The 25,835-nt window shown below is 33.6% G+C and carries 12 protein-coding genes; 2 read left to right on the forward strand and 10 right to left on the reverse strand.

Annotated features, from left to right (window positions below):
* The first annotated feature begins 68 nt into the window (after positions 1-68).
* A complete protein-coding gene (locus tag BK054_RS03100; protein ID WP_006266904.1) occupies positions 69-1,754 on the forward strand; it encodes a PNGase F N-terminal domain-containing protein in 1,686 nt (561 codons plus the stop codon).
* A 53-nt stretch (positions 1,755-1,807) separates the two neighbouring features.
* Here the strand turns inward: BK054_RS03100 and BK054_RS03105 are convergent, their stop codons facing one another.
* From BK054_RS03105 to BK054_RS03145, 9 genes are all read right to left on the reverse strand, one after another.
* Positions 1,808-3,790 (reverse strand): putative porin, encoded by a 1,983-nt coding sequence (locus tag BK054_RS03105; protein ID WP_006266903.1) that lies wholly within the window; start codon positions 3,788-3,790, stop codon positions 1,808-1,810.
* 93 nt (positions 3,791-3,883) lie between these two features.
* Positions 3,884-5,542: a SusD/RagB family nutrient-binding outer membrane lipoprotein gene (locus tag BK054_RS03110; RefSeq protein WP_006266902.1), complete on the reverse strand. Its 1,659-nt coding sequence runs from the start codon at positions 5,540-5,542 to the stop codon at positions 3,884-3,886.
* Positions 5,543-5,550: 8 nt separating this feature from the next.
* Positions 5,551-8,670, reverse strand: coding sequence for a SusC/RagA family TonB-linked outer membrane protein (locus tag BK054_RS03115; RefSeq protein WP_006264673.1), 3,120 nt, complete (start codon positions 8,668-8,670; stop codon positions 5,551-5,553).
* A 408-nt stretch (positions 8,671-9,078) separates the two neighbouring features.
* A complete protein-coding gene (locus BK054_RS03120; RefSeq protein ID WP_006266901.1) occupies positions 9,079-10,554 on the reverse strand; it encodes a RagB/SusD family nutrient uptake outer membrane protein in 1,476 nt (491 codons plus the stop codon).
* A 5-nt stretch (positions 10,555-10,559) separates the two neighbouring features.
* Positions 10,560-13,622, reverse strand: a complete 3,063-nt coding sequence (locus BK054_RS03125) for a SusC/RagA family TonB-linked outer membrane protein (RefSeq protein WP_006266900.1) — start codon at positions 13,620-13,622, stop codon at positions 10,560-10,562.
* A 196-nt stretch (positions 13,623-13,818) separates the two neighbouring features.
* A complete protein-coding gene (locus BK054_RS03130) occupies positions 13,819-15,309 on the reverse strand; it encodes a RagB/SusD family nutrient uptake outer membrane protein (protein ID WP_006266899.1) in 1,491 nt (496 codons plus the stop codon).
* A 5-nt stretch (positions 15,310-15,314) separates the two neighbouring features.
* Positions 15,315-18,359, reverse strand: a complete 3,045-nt coding sequence (locus BK054_RS03135; protein ID WP_006266898.1) for a SusC/RagA family TonB-linked outer membrane protein — start codon at positions 18,357-18,359, stop codon at positions 15,315-15,317.
* A gap of 445 nt (positions 18,360-18,804) precedes the next feature.
* A complete protein-coding gene (locus BK054_RS03140) occupies positions 18,805-20,223 on the reverse strand; it encodes a RagB/SusD family nutrient uptake outer membrane protein (RefSeq protein WP_006266897.1) in 1,419 nt (472 codons plus the stop codon).
* 6 nt (positions 20,224-20,229) lie between these two features.
* Positions 20,230-23,289, reverse strand: coding sequence for a SusC/RagA family TonB-linked outer membrane protein (locus tag BK054_RS03145; protein WP_006266896.1), 3,060 nt, complete (start codon positions 23,287-23,289; stop codon positions 20,230-20,232).
* Positions 23,290-23,696: 407 nt separating this feature from the next.
* Between BK054_RS03145 and BK054_RS03150 the strand changes: the two genes are divergently transcribed.
* Positions 23,697-24,296, forward strand: a complete 600-nt coding sequence (locus BK054_RS03150; RefSeq protein WP_006264663.1) for a ribonuclease HII — start codon at positions 23,697-23,699, stop codon at positions 24,294-24,296.
* 258 nt (positions 24,297-24,554) lie between these two features.
* Here the strand turns inward: BK054_RS03150 and hemL are convergent, their stop codons facing one another.
* On the reverse strand, positions 24,555-25,835 hold the full coding sequence (gene hemL / locus BK054_RS03155; RefSeq protein ID WP_006266895.1) for a glutamate-1-semialdehyde 2,1-aminomutase: 1,281 nt from the start codon (positions 25,833-25,835) through the stop codon (positions 24,555-24,557).

The following is a 25,835-nucleotide window of genomic DNA, read 5'->3' on the forward strand; positions in this document are numbered from 1 at the left end:
TCTTATTGATTATATTCAATTCGTTTTCTCTATTTTTATAAAAAACTATAATCACACTAACTACAATCATGAGAATATTATTCTACCTCACTTGTCTTACTATGACCTTGTCTTCTAGTATTATATACGCACAAAAACCTAACCAAAATACACTTATAGAATACTATACTTACTCCAACAATAAAATAATCAATGTAGAAGACCCTATAATTCTGATAGCAAATGAGGATAATGCTTTTATCGCTAAGAAAAAGCAACTCGATATAGGGCTAGAAAAACATCCTTATGAACAAACTTATATCGACTATAAAAACAATATTCAATACAGTGTAGCCCATCTAACAAAGAAGAATAAAATAAAGATGGTGCTTCCAAACACTGACCAATCCTTCACACATCACAAAGAGACCAAGACAATACTAGGCTATAAGTGTAATAAAGCAACCATAACAATTAATTCTAATAAAATCACCCTATGGTACACTAACGACCTAAAAGCGAAAGGAAGCCCTATGTCATTAGGTGCTAATCTAGGAGTAGTGTTAGAGATAGATCGCAATGGTACATACAAAACGATAGCTAATAAAATAAACAAAGATTTAAAACTGAATATACAAGACTATATACAGCTAGAAGATAGTCAGGAGGTAGATGCTAAAGCTTATAAAACTGAGTTATGGAAAAGTAGATTCACTACAATTAAGTTATTCGAAGATGACTTGGTCAATTTCTCTGACTCTATTATTAATAAGCCAAATCTAATGCGCTTCGCTAAAGGAACAGTTATCGTTACTAAAGTAAAAATACCTGCTATAAAACCGACTGATCAAATATTTGTCAACTTAACAGAACAATCTAATGGTGATGCTTATGATAGAACAGGTAGTGTGTTCTTAATACCTCACTATCACGAAATTTCTTTTATGGATGCTTTAGAACAAGGTATAGAGGTACTCCCTATCTATCAGAATCAGGATTCGACAGAGAAATTTCAAGGTGTTATCGCTACACAAAACTATACTCCTCCGATAGAGTTAATGCGCTTCTTCACTCCATTTGGTGTCAAAGGCTTTAATCATATCGATGTACTAGATTATAAATGGCAAGAGAAGGTGTATTATAGACAAGAGATTTCTGAGTTTCAACCTTTATTAAGCAATAGTGAATGGTATGTAGGGGTATATATAGGCAATTATGATAAAGATGGTCATAAAATAAGTGCTGATATCACTATCCATCCTGACGGACTAAGCAATGCTAATAAAACGACAACGATGATGCCTATCTTTAACACTACTAATCTAATGGAGATGGCAGGTCAGAACTATCCTATTATGTTCGCTTCACCTACAGGTCTAAAAATAACTTTTACAACAACTACTGATATCAAAAATGCTAGATTAAGGTATATCACGACAGGTCATGGCGGATGGGAGAATGGAGATGAGTTTAATCCTAAGCTTAATACAATTAGCTTAGATACTACTAAAGTGTTAGACTACTTTCCATGGAGACAAGACTGTGGCTCTTATAGAGAATATAATCCTGCTTCTGGTAATTTTGAGACTGGGTTATCTTCATCTGATCTTAGTCGTTCTAATTGGTGCCCTGGTACTATCACACCACCTATTTGGGTTCCGCTAGGAGATATAAAGAAAGGTACACATACATTAGAAGTCAAAATACCTCAAGGAAGAAGAGAAGGCAATAGCTTTAGTTATTGGAATGTCTCAGGTGTTCTCTTTGGGGAATAAAAAAAGCGCAGTTTTACAAAAAGTAAAACTGCGCTTTTTTTTATTCTAAATTCTTATGTAAAGAAGTTCCACGTTACTCCAAATCTCAAGGTAAAGTCCTTATATGGATTATTAGGTGCTGAATAATATTTGTATCCTGTCATACTAGAGTTAAAATGCTCCAACATAATATATATTCTAGCTGTTCTAATCTTCATATTAATAAAGAAATCTAATACTGGATAATTTCCTATTTCAACTTTATCTTGTACAAAAAAGTCTCCTATCAATGGGTTATAATCATTTCCATAGTACTTCGTAAAATAACTCAAGGTGATACCTGTCTGAAACTTTAAAGCCTTATCAAAGAATGCATCTGTGAAGTATAAAGTATTACGTGTCACAAACTCTGGTACATTTAAGATATTATCTTTTTGGTCAACTTTCTGATACAAGAATGTATTATCTAAACCAAACTTACCAAATCTAAAGTCTTTCTCAGCCTGAATAGATAAGTAGTTAATTGTACCTCTATATTGTTTAGGAGTAACTAACACTTGCTGTGGTATACCAAACTTATCATACTCAGTAGCATCATTAGAAAAATATAACTTATCTTTTAATACTGAATATGTCCCTGACAGCTTTACCCATGGTGTTGTAACAGAGGCATCGAATTGATTAATCTTTTCGTTCTTAAACTCATTATACCAATTGTAATTAACATAGTCACTTTGATATAAATAATAGTTTAAATTCCCCATTCTATTTAGGTTTTGATAGCCTAATTGAAATGCAATATCTTCTGAATACTTATAATCTAAATTAGCTTCGAAGTTTCTTGTTTCGTCATTCCCTAGAGATGTACTGGCTAAAACATTTGCTTTCCAATTCTCCTTATGATAAATATATCTACCACCTAGCATTGTTATATTCTTCTCTAGTTGATCTGGTATTAGACCACCTCCCACATGAGCTATACTTTTATAATGATATCTATACTTATAAAAATCAACAAACCCTTCAAAACGTCCTGCTACATCTGACTGGTAAGCAGCCCCTACTCTATTAAATACATTGTAATATCTGGTCTTATTATTTATACTACTTTTAAATGCATCTCCAAAGTGTGTCTTATCTGTAAACTGACTATTAATATCTGCTTGTGTATACTCAAAGAACTTATCTTCATAAGTAAACTCATGAGTTAATAAAACACCATTTTTAAAAGAGTTATTTAATTGATATTGATGATTTAAGTATAAACGCTTTCCTTTCAACATCGTTTCTACATCTCTGTAATAGACATTAAGACGTTCGCGCTTATTATATGGTTTAACACTGCTTTCAAAAAGATCTAAGTCACGTATCCCCCCATTCTCTTTGTTCATGATGTCTTGAGCTGTAAAGTGAGCTCTCATCAAATATTTCTTGTTCTCAGATTGATAACTAGATCCTATTCTAAAATTCCCTGTTGAAGACAGTTGATTAATATACTTTCCTAAAGAACGCAATCCTTTATACCCTACAAAGAAATTTAAGTTCTTACTTGTATTTAAAGTAATGAAGGCATCTAGATTCTGTCCTTGTTTCATCACTGATCTATAGTATAAATCAGTATAAGGAGTAGGTGCAGAATAATACTTAATATCTTCTACATTTAGGTATGCAAACTGCTTAGCTTCGAAACCAAAACCTGGTAAAACATGATTTGCTTTATAATTATATTTTAATACGTTATAAGTCTGACCTTCATTAGCAAACTGAACTAACCCAAAAGGATCTTTTCTTAAGTAATTAAATTCATAATGTTTCTTTACAGATAAAGCTGTATCAACAGCTATTGTGTCATTCTTAATCGAGATTATCTTATAGTCACTGATAGGTGCCACAGAGTCTTTCTTTACCTTCTGTCTAAGGCTTCCTATTTCTTTCTTCTCTTTTTTATCTTGGTCTCCATCAGGTCTATAACTTCCTTGCATATCTAAAGTTTGAAACTGTGCCTGAATAGTCACACAACAAAAAAACAATAGAAAAACACCTAGGTACTTTCTCATAAAAATATAATTTGGACAAAGGTAAATTTATTTTTGAATTAAATAAAAAAAGCCATCCGAAGATGGCTTTCTATTTTATACTTAATAAGCTAATTATTTCTTAGCCCAAATAAGTTTTGTATCCATTTTGTCACCGCCCATACGAGCAGCAGCAGCATCTTTGTTAGCTTTGTTAACAAGATTCATATCTGATGGAAATGTAATTCTCTCTGGTAAGTCTTTTAAATCCACTTTAGGAACAAAAGTATACTGAGTTTCTCCTTTAGGTCCTGGCGCTACAAGATCACGTGTTTCACCTGGTAATAAAAATGTTTTTGGAAACTTCGTTCTTCTGTATTCAGCCCAAGCCTCATAAGGTTGCATATATAATGCAATATACTTCTGAGTCATCACATTTTCTTCATTAGCAGCTGGAACTAGTTGCATATAACTATCTATATTTCCACCACTAATTCCCCAACTTTCCATAGATGCTCTGATACCTTTTTTGTAATTAGTATCATCCCATCCATTTACTTCTGATAGAATAAACTCTACTTCAGCATACTCCATTAAAACCTCAACCTTATCAGCTTTATATATAGCAGCTCCAAATTGAGAAACACTACCCGTTTGTGAACCAGTAAAAGCACCCAAAATACCTATTGGCATACCAACATAAAAATCAGCTGTTCTATCAACATAATTCCCTTCTTCAATACTACCTACTACATTAGATGCACGGAAAGATACACGTGTTTCTACATCTTTATTATCTTTATCCTTAGTAATGTTAGTTGTCGGTGCCACCATCTTGTATAAACGTGGATCTACAATTCCTTTGAAAGGATTCTTTTTTCCCACCATTTTCTCCTCACCTTTTAATAACTCTACAAACGTATTTGTAGGAGCGAAATCATTACGATTATCAATGAAAGCGGCTCTATAAAATGGAGCAGGATTAACTTTATCATTCTGGAATTTAAGACCTACAGAATCATCATTAGATGTCATTACTCCACTTTTAATCGCATCCGTTATATGATCTTTAGCTTCTGGGATAACATTTTTTACACGATTAGCAATCTTTAATCTTAAAGAATTCGCAAATTTTTTCATCTTAGTTGCATCACCAAAAATAAAATCTCCTTTGCTAAAAATATCCGAATCTAATGTAATACTTTCGGCAGCCTCCTTTAACTCTTTCATCATATCCTTATAGATCTTATCTTGTGGAGCAAATTTAGGAGTTCTTATAGGATTAGCAGTTCCTACTGTCATACCTTCAAAATCAGGGTCATCACTACCATAAGAATAATACGGAATATCTCCATAGATTTCCAAAGCTTGTAATTGGCTATACACCATCATAATACGTGCAGCAGACAACATATTTCCAGGGTGTCCATAAGTAAGAACTTTTACCTGATTAGTCTGATCTGTAACTATGTCAATGATTTCCTTATATCCTTTTGCAGCTAAGAATATATTACTGTACAAGCTATTATTTACATCAGTACGGAATAAATATAGGTCTTCATCTGTATAATTTCGTTGTGCAGAGTACTGCACCCATGGTAATGCCATACGTCCTGAAGGGAAACCTCCACGAGTGTTTGTCATTAAATCTTTATTGGATTTATTAAATAAACCACCTGTAGGAACCTCTAATGGTTTATTAGGGTTTACGTTAATATCTTCTAAATCTTTATCACAACCTACAAAAGCAATAAAGCATGTTAATAAAGATATTTTATAAATGTATTTTTTCATGAGAGTTTCTAGAATTTAAATTTAACATTCATACCATAAGTTCTTGTAGATGGCAATGATGCCCCTTCAATCGCTTGAATATTTCCACTTCCGTAAGATGCCATCTCTGGATCCATACCTTTCCAGTCTAAGTTCCAAGTAAATAAATTACGACCATAAGCTGAAATAGTAATTCCTTTAAATGGACCAATCCACTTAGTAGGTAAATCATATCCTAAAGAAATTTCTCTTAACTTAATATAATCTGAATCAAATACATTTAATGCATCAACACCACCATAATGTGATTGTGCCCATTCCTGACCAGATACAACTTGATCATTTTTAGAGCCATCTTGTTTAACTCCCGCTAAAATAAGTCCATTCTCACGAATACCATTCTCAGCTGACTTATCAAGCATACCAGTATACATTCCAAACATATGAGAAGTAGAGAAGTATTTACCACCTTTTTGCATATCAATTAAAACTCCTAGATTAAAATTTTTATACTTAAAGTTGTTTCTAATTCCCATATTGTAATCAGGAAGATATGACCCTAAAGCTTGTATTCCTGTTTTCAAATAAAGACCATCTTCTCCAATAACCTTGTTACCATTATCATCATATACAAAGTCAGTTCCATAGATTTGTCCATAAGACTCACCTATTTTACCTTGTAAAGAAACTTGGAAAGGAGCTCTTGTAATCTCAACTGATTCTACACCCTCAGCTAAACGAGTTAACTCGTTCTTATTCTTAGAGAAATTCCATGTAATATCCCAAGAGAAATCATCTGTACGAATCGGAGCTAAATTAACAGTTGCTTCTATACCTTTGTTTTTCATGTCTCCAGCATTTTGCCATTGGTAAGCAAATCCTGTTGCAGCATCATACTGTACACGAGTAATCAAATCCTTTGTGTCTATTTGATAATAAGATAATTCAAATCCTACTCTATTATTTAAGAAACCAGCTTCTAAACCAATTTCTTTTGTAGTCATCATCTCTGGTTTTAAATCTGGATTATTTGCTGTTGAGCTTAGAGAATACGTTGGGTTTCCATTAAATGGACCATCTAAATTATAATAGTCAGCTGTTCTATATGCTTCAGTATCATTCCCAACTTGAGCCCATCCTACACGAACTTTTCCGAATGATAACCAATCGATCTCTGGCATTAACTGAGAGAAGATAAATGTTCCTGTTACCGATGGATAAGTAACCGATTTTTTAACAGTTGAGAACCAATCTGTACGAGTAGTTCCTTCTAAAAATAAAAACTCTTTATAGTTCACACTAACAGATCCAAATACAGAGTTAGTTCTTGAATGAAACTTCTCATTACTTGCTTTTGCATCTGAAACACTATTACTTAAATTATATAAATTAGGTATATCTAAACCTCCAACTGTAGTCCCATATACATAATCTCTACGTTTTTCACTTCTATTTACTCCAACAAAAGCATTAAGTCCAAAATCTCCAAAGTGATCATCATAATGAACACGTCCTTCATAATTGTATTCTGACACATCACGTTTCATAATACTATACTTAGATGTAGCTTGTGAACCTACAGCCACTCTTTCTTCAACAGTAAAACTATAACGATCACCGTATACTGTTCCAACAGCATATATTTTATCCGTAAAATTATAAGTTAACTTCACATTCCCATACGTTCTATTACGAACATCTTGAGATGTGTTTTCATTAACTACCCAATAAGGGTTATCTGAATAAGCAGGAGTACCATCATCCCAAGCATTTCTGTTCCAAGAACGTTGATCTCCATTCGCTAACTTATAATCCTTTAATTTCTTAAAGTCAACTTGACGTTGTCCCCATTGAAAGAACTTTTGTGCAACAGAGTTATCACCATATCCTACCTCTGGACGGTTAAACCCTTTAGTGTAAACATAATTAAAGTTAGTTTCTGCTTTTAATTTATCTGTTAATTGAGTAGATGCACTTACAGAAAAATTATTACGTTGTAATTTTGAATTAGGCACTACCCCTTCTGTAACATTGTTACTAAAAGACATTCTAACATTACTATCTTTAAATGATTTTCCAACAGAAACAGATTGGCTATGTGTAATTCCAGTATCAAAGAATGATTTAACATCGTTCTTAGCTTTTTGCCAAGGTACTTCTTTCATATAATCATCAGCAAACTCTGGATCAAAAGCATACCATGGTAAATATGGAGTACCATCAAACTTAGGTCCCCAGCTTTCATCTACTTTGTATTCTGCAATATTATATGTTTTGCCTCCAATAACAGCTGTTGGTAACTTACTAGCAGAACCACCTCCATATAATGTTTGTAACTTAGGCATGATATTAATACTTTCGAAACTTAATCCTGTATTAACCTCAATATCTGTACGTCCATTTTTAGCAGACTTAGTAGTATAAATAATTACACCATTACCACCTCTATTTCCATAAAGAGCAGAAGCAGGCCCTCCTTTTAATACTGTTACAGATTCGATATCATCTGGGTTAATATCTGCAGAAGTATCACCATAGTCACGTCCACCAGACCCACGTTGCATATTTGTATCCGCAAAGTTACTATTATCCAGCGGCACTCCATCTACTACAATAAGAGGCTGATTGTTACCTGTTACAGATTTAACACCACGTAATACGATACGTGCAGAACCTCCCATTGAAGAAGGAGAAGTCACTTGTAGACCAGCAACGTTTCCTGAAAGTGCATTAACAGCATTTGTCTGACCTGATCCAGATAAGTTATCTCCTTTAACTTCTTGTGAAGAATAACCTAACTTTTTCTTATCACGCTTAATACCTAAAGCTGTTACTACCACTTCGTCAAGCATTTCTTCATCGCTCGCCATAGTCACATTGTAAACAGCTTCACCGCCTACAGTGTGTTTAATGTCTTTCATTCCTACAAAAGAGAAAATAATTACATCTCCCTTTTTAACTTTTAACGAATACTTTCCGTCAAGGTCAGTCTGAGTACCTTCTGAAGTACCAGAAATCGTAACGGAAACACCTGGAAGAGGAAGTCCACCTTCACTTACAATCCCATTAAAAGTCTTTTCCTGAGCAAAACCTACTTGCACTAAAAAAGCAAGAGACCCTACTAAGATCCATTTAAACTTTGATTTCATTTTAATTATTGATTAGTTAGTATGACAAATCTAACAAAATATTTTAAACTCATTAGGTTTATTTTAAGTTTTTTAAAAAATCAAACATTAAACTAACCTTATAAATGAAAACGAAATCAAACATTATTATTAAAAAACAATACGAAAAAATACATATATACTAAAAATAACCTTTTAAAAAACAGTGAATATGCTAATTAAAAAATTAGAATTCCATCAAACATACAATCTATCAAGTTTACATAAATATTCTGTAAAATCACATTGTATTAAGGATACCAATAGTTACTAAAGTATATCTATTAAAATCTTTAAAAAAAGTATCACTTATCAGTGCATAAAAAAACAGTAGTAAATTAAGTTTACTACTGTTTCTATTTATAGTGAATTTTAATACTTAAAACCTTACTATTTATAAGCTTGATTCTGTTCTATCTTACTAACATTAATCTCTGATTGTGGTATAGGAAACGCTGTTAAAGCATCTCCGAATTTGACTTCTTTTGAAGGGATATCTGTATTTGTACTAAGTACAGGATTAGTTACCTTCCCTCCCCATCTCATAATATCCTCATAAGCAAACCCCTCAAACATCAGCTCCTTTACTCTTTCCTTCTTGTAATCCTCAAAAGTAAGTATTGAGTACTTATAAGCACCTCCTCCAATCTCAACACGTTCCCCTACTATTTGATTCAAATACCCCAAAGCCAAGCCTCTATCTCCTTTAGTAGCGCCATTAATTGTTGCTTCAATATAATTTAACATTACTTCTTCTATACGCAACATTCTTATATTAGATGTACGGCTTGTATATTTTCCAAGATTACGATAGGGTTGTTTATCTGCTAAAACACCAACTACTCTACTTCTTATATCATCTATAGGTTCTCCATTGACAGTTGACAATGGAAAGAAATACTCTTTTGTACTTCCTATCCAAATCAAATCTCCATAACCACCTCTTGTTTCAGGTCTTGGATCATAAACATAAATATTAAATAAACTATTCGTCCCTTTATTATCTGTACCACTTTGAGTTAATTCGAACAAAGAATTTGACATTATTCCATCACCTTTATAAGCATCTAAAAAACTACTTCTAGGCATAACAGGAGATTTATCTTTTTCCATTGCCAACTTAGCGCTCTCAACCACTATATTTAACTTAGATGTATCATATTTACTAAAAAACAAAGCAATACGTGATTTTAGTCCATAAGCAGCTGCTAATGTAATACGTTGTTTAGAATTATTCCCTAAATCATTCTTAACCATTAAATCTATACCTCGATCTAAGTCTAGAAAAATATCTTTCATGTTCTCTCCTACAGTAGAACGCTTAATCTTTTCATCAATAGCTTTAAAAGTGGTTTTATAAGGCACTCCCAACGCATTTAAACCTTGTCCTCCTACATATTGTTCACCATAAAGTCTAACTAAATCATAATGTGCTAAAGCTCTAATAATGTACGCTTGCCCCTTGTAATATTTTACTTTTTCATCTTCTGGTACATTTGCCTCAAGAATTCTATTCGTATTAGAAATTACCTTATATATTTGACTCCAAGTATCTTTTGGATAAGCCTGAGTAGGGTTTAAAGTAAAACCAGAAACGTTATCAAACCTACCTGTCGCACCTGTTGAATACATATAAGTAGCCCTACACTCAGAGAAAGCAATTATATCTCTTCCATAATAACTAGCAGCGGTCATACGCGCATAAGAACCATTTAAACTAGCCAACATATCAGCAGCATTCTTAATTGGATCCTTCTCATTATCCTTATAATTTGACTGTTCTGGTTCTAAAGAACAAGAAGTAGTAAAAACTCCTGTCAATCCAATCATTCCTACAATAAGGATATATTTTATCTTATTTCTCATACTTCTTAAAATTTAACGTTTAACGTAAAAATAAATGTCTTAAGTGGAGGCGTAGCCATCTCGATGTAACCATCAGCTTTAACCTCTGGATCCCACTTTAACTTACTATCTTTAACCCAAGTCAATGGATTACGAGCTGTAACAGATAAGTTTACAGCATCTACTCCAATAAATTTAGTTGCTGATTTATTAAGATTATATCCCACTGTAATCTGTTTTAAACGAATATGATCACCTTTATATAAAAATCGTGTACTTGCAGAAGTATATGTTGTTCCACCTCCTTTTGTTAGTTTAGGCACATCTGTTATATCTCCAGGTTTCTGCCATCTATCAAATAAATCTGTAGTACCATTATATGTATTTAAAGTTTTAGAATTTACACCACTCGTATATGATGCCCAATAATCATACACACTATATCCTGTTGCAAAAGTAAATAAGGCATCTAGATAAAAACCTTTATAATTCAAATGAGTACTAAGCCCACCTGTGACTTTAGGTAGAGCACTTGTATTCTGAAATCTCGTCTCTGCTTGGTTGTAATTACTTGTCTTAGTACCATCTGCTTTATACCATTGGGCTAATCCTGTTTGAGGATCTACACCAGCGAATTCTTTTAATCTCCATGTTTCTATAGCTTTTCCGTTAACTGTAGCTTTAAAACTCCCCAAAACTTCTAATGGTTTTCCATCTACAATTGGCATATTAGTCATCTCATTCTTTACTGTTGCAACATTAACTCCAATAGACCAATTAAAATCTTCACCACGCACAACATCAAAATTAAACTCTGCTTCAAAACCACTATTCTTTAAGTCTCCCATATTCATCCATTGATACTCAAAACCAGAAGTAAGAGACAAGGGTCTTTTATACAACAAATCTTTACTCTTACTACTAAAATAACTAAGGCTTCCTGTTAATCTATTGTCAAATAAACCGAATTCAACACCTACATCAATTTTCTTTTGGTTCTCCCATCCTAACGGTCCTCCAAATTGATTAGAGATTAATGCAGACTCTCCATTATAAGAGCCAGCTCCTACTAGTTGCATATAAGTATTAGGTGTTATTTCGGCATTACCTGTAGTTCCGTAAGACCCTCTTAATCTCAACAAATTAATTGACTCAACACCTGCCATAAAACTTTCTTCATTAATATTCCAAGCTCCACCTATGGCATAAAATGTCCCCCATCTGTCATTTTCAGAAAATCTAGAAGATCCCTCTCTTCTAACTGTTAAATCAATCAAATAACGATTTGCATAACTATAGTTTAACAAACCTAAAAAACTCAATTGAGACCAATCTAGATATTCAGCATCTGTCCTAAAATTAGTTGCAGCAGTACCTAGTCCCGTCATTCCTGGAGGTATAACTTCTCCAAACCCTTCCAATCTTCTAGTTTTATTTTTTTGGAACTCCATAATAGCACGAGCATTAAACTTGTGCGAGTCACCTAGATAAAACTTATAGTTAAGTGAATTCTGCCATACATAATTAAACCTTTTATTGACAATATCATTTGCATAACCATCCCTTTGTGCACCATCACCATACGTTGGATTCCTATAGGCACTGTAATTTGCTAATATATAATCTAAGCCGATTGTAGATTCAAATTTCAAATCATCTAACACTTTATATCCTAATGCATTACTAGATATAACACGAGTAATATCATTTTCTGTAAAATCATTTTTAACAGTATACAAAGAATTATGTACCCCTGATGGAATAGATAAATTATAAGATCCATCCTCATTATAAATAGGTGTCCAAGGACTCATAAACATACCTGTTAAATTAGGATTCGAAAAATAAGCTCCACCTTCTAAGATTGCATCTTGTTTAATATTAGATATATTCGCTCCAATCTTCATATCAAATTTATCCGAAAGCTTTCTAGTCATATTAAATGAACCTGTAACCTTCCTAAAATACATACCTATAATCACTCCATCATACTTCTCATGTCCCAAACTTGCAAAATAAGTACCTTTATCATCTCCACCTGTTACATTCAAATTAATAGATGAAGTCACAGCTTGCTTATTTAAGACAGCATTGCGCCAATCATTATCAATAGCTCCACCATCTACCCATTGCTTCAAAGGGCTCGCAGCTCCTTCTCTAGTGTTAATATACCAATTATAAGTATCTTCCTTAGCAAATCCATTCGCAGCACCATCAGTATTATAAATAGCTTCTAACCAAAGCTCCTTCTTTTGTTCTCCGTTTAAAAATTTAGGTCCTTTAACAGCAAAGTCCTGAAAACCTATAGCAGCTTTAAAATCGAACTTAGGAGCACCTTGTTTACCACGTTTAGTAGTAATCAAAATAACACCATTACCTCCTCTAGCTCCATAAGCGGCTGTAGCTGCGGCATCTTTTAACACTGTAATACTTTCTATATCCTCACTATTAATCCCTGACAATGAAGATAAACTAGTACTTGAATTACCACTCTCAGTATAAGTTCCAGATATATCCCCATTAGTTAATGGTATACCATCTACGACAAATAAAGGTTCATTAGTCGCTGACATTGAGTTACGTCCACGAATACGAATATTCTGAATAGCCCCTGGAGAACCTGAAGTAGATGACATCTGTAATCCAGCAACTCTACCTTGCAACGCTTGATCTACAGATGCTACGGGTGTATTAGCTATAATATCACCTTGAACAGCTACAACATTACCTGTTACTTCATTTCTTGTTTTTGCTTCACCATAAGCTAAAACTATTACACTATCTAACACATTATCCTCTGTAGATAAATTAACATTATAATGATCACTTGTACCTACTTTATAGGTTACCTCATTCATCCCTATAAAACTAAAAACAAGCACATCACCAGGTTTCACTTTAAGAGAATATTTCCCTTCTAAATCTGTCTGAGCTCCTTCTTGAGTACCCTTTATCGTAACAGAAACACCTGGTAAAGGCACTCCTCCTTCACTGACAATTCCAGTGAGTGTCTTGTTTTGTGCATAAACCGTACTTACTGAAAGTAATAGCAGGCTAGCATAAAACCAATTAAGTCTAGATTTCTTCATAAAAACATTGATTAGTTAGTATGGCAAATCTAAACACATCGCTTAACATTAAATTAACATAAACAAAGAACTACAAATTATTTGTAATAGAATTCAAATAAAAAAAGCCCATCCAAAATTTGGATGGGCTTTAATGAGTTTCTCACATCAATAACTATTATCAAAAATTACCAGTGGTTTTACATTTTTAAAAACATTATTTATATGCCTGATTTTGTTCTATCTTACTTACGTTAATCTCTACTTGAGGTATTGGGAATGCAGTCCACTTTTCTCCAAAAGCAACTTTTCCTCCACTTAAAAGTTCATTTTCAAAACTCTTTGGATTTGAAACTACACCACCCCAACGCATTAAATCATCATAAGCAAATCCTTCAAACATTAGTTCTCTTACTCTTTCTTTCTTGTAATCCTCTAACGTTATCACATCATATTTTTTAGCTTGAGCAGCTGGTTGTGGTTGATCTCCAACTTTTGGCTTCTGTAAAGTTACACGTTGAGATACAATATCATTCATAAATGTTAAAGCTTTGGCAGAACTTCCGTTAGAAGCACCTTGCAAAGTTGCTTCAATATAGTTTAACATAATCTCCTCAATACGCATTACACGTATATTAGATGTACGATCAGTATATTTTCCTAAATTACGAACATTTTCTTCATCCTCGTCTAATCCGACAATTTGACTACGGACATCATCTACTATTTCAGTACCCTCTTTATCAGGAAAGATACTCTTGATAGCATCATCCATACAAACTAAGTCACCATAACCATCTAAAGAATAAATATAGAATAAACTATTAGTAGTTAAATTGTCTATACCTGACTGTGCTAATTCAAATAATGAGTTAGTCATAACTCCATCACCTTTATATGCATCAACAAACGAACTTCTGCTCATTACTTGTGCTCTTGATGATTCAATCACTTTTAAAGAACTCTCCACTACAACATCAAGCATTTTAGCATCGTATTTACTAAAAAACAAAGCTATTCTAGATTTAAATCCATTTGCACTTGCAGCATTTAATCGAATATTATCTCCACTCCCTATAACCTTTTCTGCATCAGTCATCATTTGTATACCTTTATCTAAATCAGACAAAATTGATACTTGATTTTCTTTTACAGTAGGACGGCTGATTTTTTCATCAATATCACTAAATGAAGTTTTATAAGGTATTCCTAAAGCATTTAATCCTAATCCTTCAACATATTGCTCCCCGTAAAGCCTTAGCAAATCATAATGAGCAATCGCTCGAATAACATAAGCTTGTCCTTTATAATACTTCACAGTATTAGTTTCTGCAATTTCAGCTTCTAAAACACGATTAGTATTTGAAATAACCTTATATATTTGAGTCCAAGTATCTGCAGAATAAGCATGAGTAGGAAGAATTGTAAATCCTGAAATAGATCCAAATCGTCCAGACTCATTTGTAGAATACATATATGAAGATCTACTTTCTGAAAAAGCTATAAGATCACGTCCATAATAAGTTTCAAGAGCCATACGAGCATAAGAACCATTCAAACTCGCTAATAGTTCTTCTACAGAACTTATAGGATTCTTTTCATTATCTTTTGTATTAGAATCAATTGAATCTAATGAACAAGATGTAAAACTTGTACTTGCTAATCCAACAAATCCAGCAAGTAAAAAGATTTTAACTATATTTTTCATTCTTCTTAAAATTTAACGTTTAACGTAAATACAAATGATTTCAACGGAGGAGTTGCCATTTCAATATACCCTGTCGCATCTACCTCTGGATCCCATTTCAATCTACTATCCTTCACCCATGTCAGAGGGTTTCTAGCAGAAACTGACAAATTAACTGCATCTAATCCCATAGATTTTGCTACAGTCGATTTTAAATTATAACCTAATGTTATTTGTTTTAATCGTATATGATCTCCATCATACAACCATCTTGTACTCGGAGAAGTATAAGTTCCACCGCCTCCATTTGTAAGTTTAGGTACATCAGTAATATCTCCAGGCTTTTGCCATCTTTCCATTAACTCTGTTGTCCCATTAAAACTATTCAATGATGTAGCATTTACAGCATTTGTGTAACCCGACCAATAATCATAAACACTATAACCAGTTGCAAAAGAAAACAATGCATCTAAATAAACTCCTTTATATTCAATATGAGTATTAACAGCTCCAGTTAATTTTGGCAATGCACTCTTATTTTGATATCTAGTTTCTGCTGCATTATAATTAGTTGTTTTACTACCATCAGCCATATACCACTGTGCTAACCCTGTCTGAGCATCAACACCTGCATATTCTTTTAATCTCCATTCTTCCAATGCTTTTCCTTCTTCAGTTCCTTTAAAACTTCCTAATACTTTTAAAGGTTTTCCATCAACTATAGGCATAGTTACCATTTTATTTTTAACAGTTCCAATATTTCCACCTATAGACCAATTAAAATCCTCTGTACGGAACACATCGTAATTTAACTCAATCTCAATACCGCTATTTGTTAAATCTCCTAAATTTGTCCATTGAGAATTAAATCCTGAAGTACGAGACAATGGTCGTGCATATAATAAATCCTTACTCTTACTATGGAAATAAGTAAAACTACCCGTTAAACGATTATCAAATAACCCGAATTCAATACCTACATCAGTTTTTAATTGTTTCTCCCATCCTAACAATCCCCCAAACTGACTAGAAACCATTGCTGATTCCCCATTATACTTCCCAGGTTGTAAAAGTTGTGCATAAGTATTTGACTCTATTTCTGAGTTACCAGTAGTCCCTACAGATCCTCTTAAACGCAGTAAATTCACAAACTCAACATCATTCATAAAAGATTCTGAACTAATGTTCCAAGCACCACCTACAGCAAAGAAAGTTCCCCATCTATCACTTTCAGAGAATCTAGAAGACCCTTCTCTTCTCAACGTCAAGTCAAGTAAATATTTATCATTATAACTATAATTCAATAACCCCAAGAATCCAAGACTAACCCAATCAGTATATCTCGCATTGGCAATATAATTAGCAGCTGATGCCCCAACACTAATCATTCCTGGAGGTAAAACTTCTCCACTACCTTGTAAAAGATTGGCTTTATTTTTTTGATACTCCATTAATACTCTTGTATCAAACTTATGACTATCACCTAAATAAAATTTATAGTTCAAACTATTTTGCCATACATAGTTAAATCTTTTTCTATCAGTTTCACTAGCAGAACCATAATAACTCTCTCCATCTCCATGTATTGGGTTAAGATAAGTTTTATAATTTGCCATTAAATAATCCAATCCAATAGTTGACTCAAATTTCAAATCATCTAATAATTTATACCCTAAACTATTATTAGAAATTACGCGTATTACATCATTACGAGCAATATTGTTATCTGTAACATACAATGGATTATGCAATCCTCCTGGAAGATTTAAATTATGACTCCCGTCTTCATTGTATATAGGAGCCCAAGGAGAAATAAACATCCCTGATAAGTTAGGGTTAGAAAAATAAGCCCCACCTTCATTAATACCGTTTTGAAGTATATTAGATACGTTTGCTCCTATTTTAATATCTAATCTATCATTAAGTTGTCGAGTCATATTAAATGCACCAGAAACTTTTCTGAAATCAGAACCTATAACTACACCATCAAATTTTTCATGTGCGAAATTAGCATAATACGTTCCTTTCTCATCTCCACCATTTACTCCTAACGACACAGTAGTAGTTAGAGCATCTTTATTTAAAACAGCATCTCTCCAATTGTTATCTTGAGATCCATTAGCTACCCATCTAGTCAATTGATTATTTGGCCCATAATAACCTGTATACCAATCCCAAACATTATCCATAGTGAATCCCAATTTTTCACCAAGAGTATTGTAATTAGACTCCAACCATAGCTCTTTCTTTTGTTCTCCACTTAAAAACTTAGGGCCCTTCCTAGCAAAGTTTTGAAATCCAACAGACGCTTTTAAATTATAACTAGGCTCACCTCTTTTACCTTTTTTAGTTGTAATCAAAATAACCCCATTACCTCCTCTAGCTCCATATGCAGCAGTAGCAGCAGCATCTTTCAATACAGTCATAGTTTCGATATCTTCAGAATTAATACCTGAAAGGGAAGAAAGAGAAGTTCCTTCGTCGTTACCCGAAATATTACCACTTGTCAACGGAACACCATCCACAACGAATAAAGGTTCATTATTAGCAGATAGTGAATTACGACCACGGATACGAATATTCTGTGTAGCTCCAGGAGAACCAGATGTCGTCGCCATTTGTAATCCAGCTACACGTCCTTGTAAAGCTTGATCTACTGAAACCACAGGTGTCTTTGCAATAACATCACCTTTTACAGTTACAACATTACCTGTAACCTCATTTTTACCTTTACTTTGTCCATAAGCAAGAACTACAACTTCTGTTAATTGATTATCTTCAGATGATAAAGATGGATTATAAATACTTGCTTGTCCGACTTTATACGTAATATCCTTCATACCTATAAAACTAAAGACTAATACATCTCCAGGTTTTACATTTAAAGAATAATTACCATCCAAATCTGTTTGAGTTCCATGGTTAGTACCTTGGATTGTAACAGAAACCCCTGGAAGAGGAGTTCCTCCCTCGCTTACAACTCCCGTAAGCTTCTTGTCTTGTGCATAACCTGCGCTTACTGAAAGTAATAGCAAACTAGCATAAAACCAATTAAGTCTAGATTTCTTCATTAATAACATTGATTAGTTAGTGAAACAAATCTAACAAAATATTTGAATTTCTTTATGACAATATTAAGATTTAACAAAATGAAATAGATTTATTAAAAAATAATAATAAAAAACAAAACAACAAACACGTATTAAAACTAAAATATTAACACAATAAACATATTATTTTTAATTTCAATTTATAAAATAATTATAATATACAAATAATCACATCATCAGTTATCTCCAAACAAAAAGCCTATAAGAAATTTCTTATAGGCTTATATATTTTTTAAATCAGACTTAATTACTTCTCTGGTTCTCTAATAATAACATAATCAAACTTAAACAACATATCTATTGACTTCTAATTCTTCTCTAAATATTAACCAAATATAGTAATGACGAAAAAAAGGCTTTCGCATATGCGAAAGCCTTTTCCTTATTTTTCAGATGACCAAATTAATTAGTAACCTTTATTTTGATCGATTTTACTATCATTGATCTCACTACGAGGGATAGGGAATGCTAACTTAGCATCACCATATTTAACCCCATCCTTAGATTGAGGTGTTACACCTAGATCTTCTTTATTACGCATTTGATCGTCAAAACGGAATCCTTCAAATACTAATTCTTTACGTCTCTCTGCTAATACAACCTCTAATGTTAAAGAAGCAAATTTAGCTTTAGGGTTACCTTCATATCTTTCTTCAGCAACCTTATTAACTAATTCTAAAGCTCTTGTAACATTTGATTTTGAACGAACTGCAGCCTCAGCGTAGTTATAAATTAGCTCCTCATAACGCATAACCTTGATGTTAGAGCTTACAGCTGTATACTTACCAAAGTTACGGTAGTACTCAGCTTTACCTTTCACCATATTTACACCTTGCATCTCTTCAGATGAACGGATATCTGTTTTGTCTGTAAAAAGAGCTTTTAAGTTCTCTTCTATCCCTACAACATCTCCATATCCTAAATAAGAATAGATATATGATAATCCATTAATACCTTGATTATTGATATTATCTTGTGCTAATTCTAGTATAGAGTTACTTTGTGGTTCTTCAGCTCTAAATGAAGCAACATAAGCACTTCTTTGAACAACAGCACCACCTAAACTCAATGCTTTCTCAGCACTTTCCATTGCAATGTTATAATCTGCACTATCAAATGCTCCAAAAAACAATGCTACTCTTGATTTCACACCATTAATTGATTGTGCATTGAAACGTGTTTTCTTAGTTGCATTCTTATCTACTAAAGTCAAAGCCTCATCTAAATCTCTATAAATAAGATCTCTAACTTCTCTAACAGAAAGTCTTTTGTAATTTTTAGCATCTAATTCGCCAAACTGCGTAATATAAGGTACACCTAATCCTGCTAATCCAGCATTGTCAACATTTTGTTGTCCAAATAAACGCAATAGATCAAAATGAGCTAATGCTCTTATTGCTAAAGCTTCAGCTTTTCCTTGATTAATATCAGTTTTATCACCTATTGTAATATTAGAACCTATAGCTAAGTTAGCAGAACTAATTACCTCATAGATCTTCTTCCATGTATCTGATGGAAAAGCATGAGTAGGAGTCAAAGTAAAACTAGATACATTTTGAAAACGGTTCGAAAAACCAGCCGCCGCATATGCATTATCTCCACGTACTTCACTGAAGATAACCATATCACGTCCGTAGTAATTATAATTTACCATTCTATAATATGCACCAGATACTGCCGCTCTTAAGTCAGTAGCAGATACTAGTGGCTTAGATTCGATATCTCGAGCACCTTCTAATGTAGCGTCTAATCTATCATCTGAACAACTAGTCATTCCAGCAGATAAAAGAACTACAGATAATATTGAAAATATAATTTTTTTCATAACTTTTTAAAACTTAACATTTACAGAGAATACTACTGATTTTACAGGCGGAGTAGCTACACTAACATAACCTGAAGGATCTACTTCTGGGTCATATTTTAATCCTTTGTCTTTAACCCATGTCCATAAGTTCGTTCCTATAACTGAGAAACTTAAACCATCGACTTTTAAAGCTCTTGTAAATTCAGAGTTGAAATTATACCCTAAAGTAACATTACGCAATCTAATATAATCTCCATCGTGTAAGAATCTAGTAGATGGACTTGTGAAACTCTTGTTACCTCCAGTAGCAGTATACTCTACGATTGGCACGTTAGTAATATCACCTGGTTTTTGCCATCTATCTAACATCTCTACAGACGCATTTGAAGAAACTAAAGCACTTGTAGTACCAGCTGTTTTAAATGCATACTGCTCATATACTTTATGTCCTCCAGCGAAAGTAAACATACCATCTAAGAAGAATCCTTTATAATCTACGTGTAAGTTAGCACCTCCAGTATATTTTGGTAAAGCACTCGCTCCTTGGAATCTATGTTCTGCTTTAGAATAATCAGAAGTAGCATTACCGTCTTTATCAAACCACATAGGTTGTCCTGTAGCAGGGTCAACACCAGCCCATGTTGGCATATACCACTCTCCTACTTCATGTCCTGATACATCAGCATTATAAGATTTATAAACCTCTAATTCTTTTCCATCAACAACAGGCATCTCAGTAATTCTATTACGAACTGTACCAAAGTTAAAACCAACAGAAACATTAAAATCATCAGATCTAACAACTTCCCCATTGAACTCTACTTCAATACCACGGTTATTCATAGCTCCCATATTCATCATTTGGCTAGTGAAACCAGACATTTTAGAAAGAGATCTATTGTATAATAAGTCACTTGTTTTACTGTCAAAATAAGCAGCTCCTAATGTAATACGCTCATTAAACAACCCTAAAGTAAAACCAAAGTCCATTTTTTGTTGTTTCTCCCATCCAATAGGTCCTCCAATCTGAGTTGGAATAAGTGCTGCCTCTCCATCATAAGATACGATATCAGCACGACGTACATATTGATTAGGATTAATCTGAGAGTTACCATTCGTACCATACGATCCTCTAAGACGTAATGTCGAAATAGTTTGTTGATTTTGCATCCATTCTTCCATATGCATATTCCATGCACCACCAACTGAATAGAAGTAACCTATTCTATCTGTAAATTTAGAAGAACCTTCACGTCTTCCTGTTACATCTACTAAGAATCTATTTTGATAGTTATAGTTTAAGATACCAACATATCCTAAGTTAGAATCATCTAAGAAATCATATCCAGCATCTCTATTAGCAGCCGCAGCAGCTAAAGAATTGAATCCTTCTAAGATAATCTGTCCTGTTCCTTGTAAGAAACTACGTTTAGATTTTTGATATTCTACTAATACTTTAGCATCGAACTTATGGTTCTCTCCTAAATAGAATCTATAGTCTAATCCGTTTTGAGCTACATAACTAAAGTTTCTTCTAACATATTTAGCAGCAGTACCATCATAAGTTCTACCATCACCATGAATAGGGTTTCTATACTCAGAATAATCTGCTAATGTATAATCAATACCCATAGAAGAAGTAAACTTCAAGTTATCCGTAATAGCATAACTAATAGAATTAGAATTAATTACACGAGTAACATCATTCAAATTTTGATTATGCTTTGTAGTATATACAACATTGTGATATCCTGATGGTGGTAGATAGTAACTACCATCTTCGTTATACAATGGGTTCCATGGATTCATCACTAACTTAATATAGTTAGGATTCGAGAAATATGATCCCCCTTCAGAAATACCATTTTGTTTAGTATTTGTAACTTTAATACTAGTGTTAAATTCGATTTTATCACTTAATTTTTGCATAAAACTTAAAGAAGCTCCGATACGTCTAAAATCAGATCCGATAACAGTACTCTCCATTTTGTCATGTGACATAGATGCGTAGAAGTTGTTACGCTCACCACCACCTGTAGCAGAGAAGTTGATACTAGTTAAAGGCGCATCTGCATTCTTAACATATTCACCCCAATCATTATCAGGACGACCTGCAGCAATCCAATTACTGTAACCACCAGCATTAGCATGTTTAGGCTGTGTTAATGCCCAAGCTCCAGCTTCTGCACGAGTAAATCCATTTTCAGCACCGAAAGTATTATATAACCCATCTAAATAAAGTTCTTCTTTTTGATTAGATGATAATAATTTAGGCCCTCTAACAGCGTTATTTTGGAATCCTACACGTGCACTTAAATTATATTTAGTAGCTCCTGATTTACCTCTTTTAGTAGTAATCAAGATTACCCCATTTGTACCACGAGCACCATATACTGCTGTCGCACCAGCATCTTTTAATACAGTCATAGACTCAATATCTGCTGGGTTAATCGTTGCTAATAATGATAATGATGTAGAAGGTGAATCTGATCCTTGATTTCCTCCAGAGAAATCACCATCATACATAGGTACACCATCGATAACGTATAACGGCTCATTAGTAGCAGTCATAGAGTTACGTCCACGAATACGAATATTTTGTTTTGCTCCAGGAGAACCAGATGAAGCAGACATTTGTAAACCTGCTACACGTCCTTGTAAAGCTTGGTCTGCAGAAGCCATAGGAGTAGCTGAAACAGCATCACCTTTAATAGCTACAGCATTACCTGTTACTTCATTTTTAGTTTTAACCTGACCGTAAGCTAACACCACAACCTCTTCTAAAACAGAATCTTCTGATTCTAAAGAAACATTATAGTTATTTGCTGTAGACACTTTATACTCCTTATCGTTCATTCCGATAAAAGAATATACTAATACATCTCCAGGTTTTACCTTAAGAGAATAGTTTCCATCTAGATCTGTTTGAGTACCCTCGTTAGTTCCCTTGATTACCACGCTTACACCTGGTAATGGAAGACCTCCTTCTGATACTACTCCAGATAGAGTCTTTTCTTGTGCAAAAGAAGTTTGCACAGCTAGCCCTGCTACCAGAGCTAAAGTCCATCTTAACTTAGAAATCATTATTAAATTGAATTAGTTAGTTCACAAATCTAAAAAAGTAATTAGATAACCTAACCTCAATACCAATTATTAACAATACAAGCCATACTTATTCATAATACATTATTTAATATTTAAAATATTAACAAATAAAAAACATTACAAATCAAATAAAACAACAACCAACGCACATCAAAACAATTGTTTTTTTAACTCATTGCTAAAAAAAACAAAATTGACTTATTTTTTTTAACAATTAAAACCTACAATACTAGTAAATACGCCTTGTCACCCAAAATAATTCACTAATAAACTAACCATTTTTTAACAAAACATTGAACTAAGAACTATAAAATTTATCATAAGATTCTCTGTAACTATCCAGCTTATATTATTTACATTTGCGATAATTAAAAACGAAACTTCAGATGTTATTAAAAAATTTCTCAGAGTTTAGCTTAGAAGCTGGTACTGACGAAGCTGGTAGAGGATGTATCGCTGGCCCTGTAACGGCTGCAGCTGTTATACTCCCACTAGACTTTATCAATGAAGAAATAAACGATTCTAAAAAAATCACCTCTAAGATACGATACAAACTCCGAGATATCATAGAAGATCAAGCATTAACTTATAAAGTAACACATCTACACGAAAATGTGATCGAAGAACTAAACATCTTACATGCTTCTATTAAGGCAATGACTCTTTCTGTACTTGACTTAGACCCTAGACCAGAGTTTCTTATCATAGATGGTAATAAGTTTACTCCTATACCAGACTTACCTCATCAGTGTATAGTCAAAGGGGATATGAAATATCTAAGCTTAGCGGCAGCTTCTATATTAGCGAAGACGTATCGAGATGATTATATGGATAAAATCCACGAGGAGTTCCCAATGTACAATTGGAAGAAAAACAAAGGATATCCTACTAAAGAACACAGGGAAGCTATTGCTAAATATGGTCCTTGTAAGTACCATAGAATGTCTTTTAAACTTCTACCTGATCAATTAAAACTAGACATATAACAACCTTATACAAATTATAAATACAAGCAGAAACTCAATAAGTTTCTGCTTTTTTTATTGATCTAATTTCCTATGATAGAATAATGATGGCACTTTGATCGCATAATGGTCGCATAAAAAATAGGCAAAAACATGCGACCACTATCCCATAACTATGCGACCACTATGCGATAACTCCCAAAATAGCAGGTAAAAAAATAACCTATTCTATCGAAAGAATAGGTTATTGATCTGTATTTTGAAAGTGCAATAAATCGCTTAAGAGAAGATTTTGTTCACCGCATTAATCGTGTAATCTAAATCTTCGTAAGTCAATGCATCTGTAATAAACCACGTTTCATACGATGATGGAGCAATATATACTCCTTCTGCTAATAGTCCATGGAAGAATTTCTTGAACGTATCGTTATTACCATACCCTGCCGTTTCGAAATCCACTACTTCTCTTTCGTCAAAGAATACAGAGATCATCGATCCTACACGGTTAATCGTATAAGCTACTTTATTATCTGTTAATACCTTGCGCATACCTTTTTCTAAATAAGCTGTCTTTTCTTCAAGACGTTTAAATAGATCAGCATCTTTATTAATCTCTTGTAACATCGTAAGACCAGCAGCCATAGCTAATGGGTTCCCAGATAGTGTTCCTGCTTGGTATACAGGCCCCACTGGTGCAAGGTAATTCATGATTTCATTACGAGAAGCAAAAGCCCCTACAGGCAATCCTCCTCCAATTACTTTACCAAAAGTAACGATATCAGCATTCACACCGAATAATTCTTGTGCTCCACCTTTCGCTAGACGGAATCCTGTCATCACCTCATCAAAGATCAATAGTGTACCATGCTTATCACACAGTGTTCTTAATCCCTCTAAAAATCCTTTAGCTGGAGGCACACATCCCATATTACCAGCTACTGGCTCGATGATGATTGCTGCTACTTCTCCTTTATTTGCTTCTAAGATAGACTCTACATTACTTAGATTATTATAATCTGCTAATAAAGTATCTTTTGCTGTACCAGCAGTTACACCAGGACTATTAGGAGACCCGAAAGTAACAGCTCCACTTCCTGCAGAAATCAAGAATGAATCTGAATGCCCGTGATAACAACCTTTAAACTTGATGATTTTATCTCTATCTGTGTACCCTCTAGCTAATCTGATAGCACTCATACAAGCTTCTGTACCAGAATTCACAAAGCGTATCTTATCAATATTTGGCACCATAGATACAGCTAGTTCTGCTATCTGTGTCTCTATCTCTGTAGGCATCCCGAAAGAAGTACCTAATTTTGCTTTTTCGACTACAGCATTAACTACTGGTTCATAAGCATGACCTAAGATCATAGGTCCCCAAGAGTTAATATAATCTATAAGCTTATTACCATCCTCATCGTATAAATATGCTCCTTTAGCCTCTTTAACGAAGATAGGAGTTCCTCCGACAGATTTAAAAGCACGTACTGGAGAGTTTACTCCTCCTGGTATCACTTTCTCAGCTTCTGCAAAAAGCTTACTACTTCTTTGGTATAACAT

Source organism: Myroides sp. ZB35 (genome assembly GCF_001865835.1).
In the GTDB taxonomy this organism is placed as follows: domain Bacteria; phylum Bacteroidota; class Bacteroidia; order Flavobacteriales; family Flavobacteriaceae; genus Flavobacterium; species Flavobacterium odoratimimum.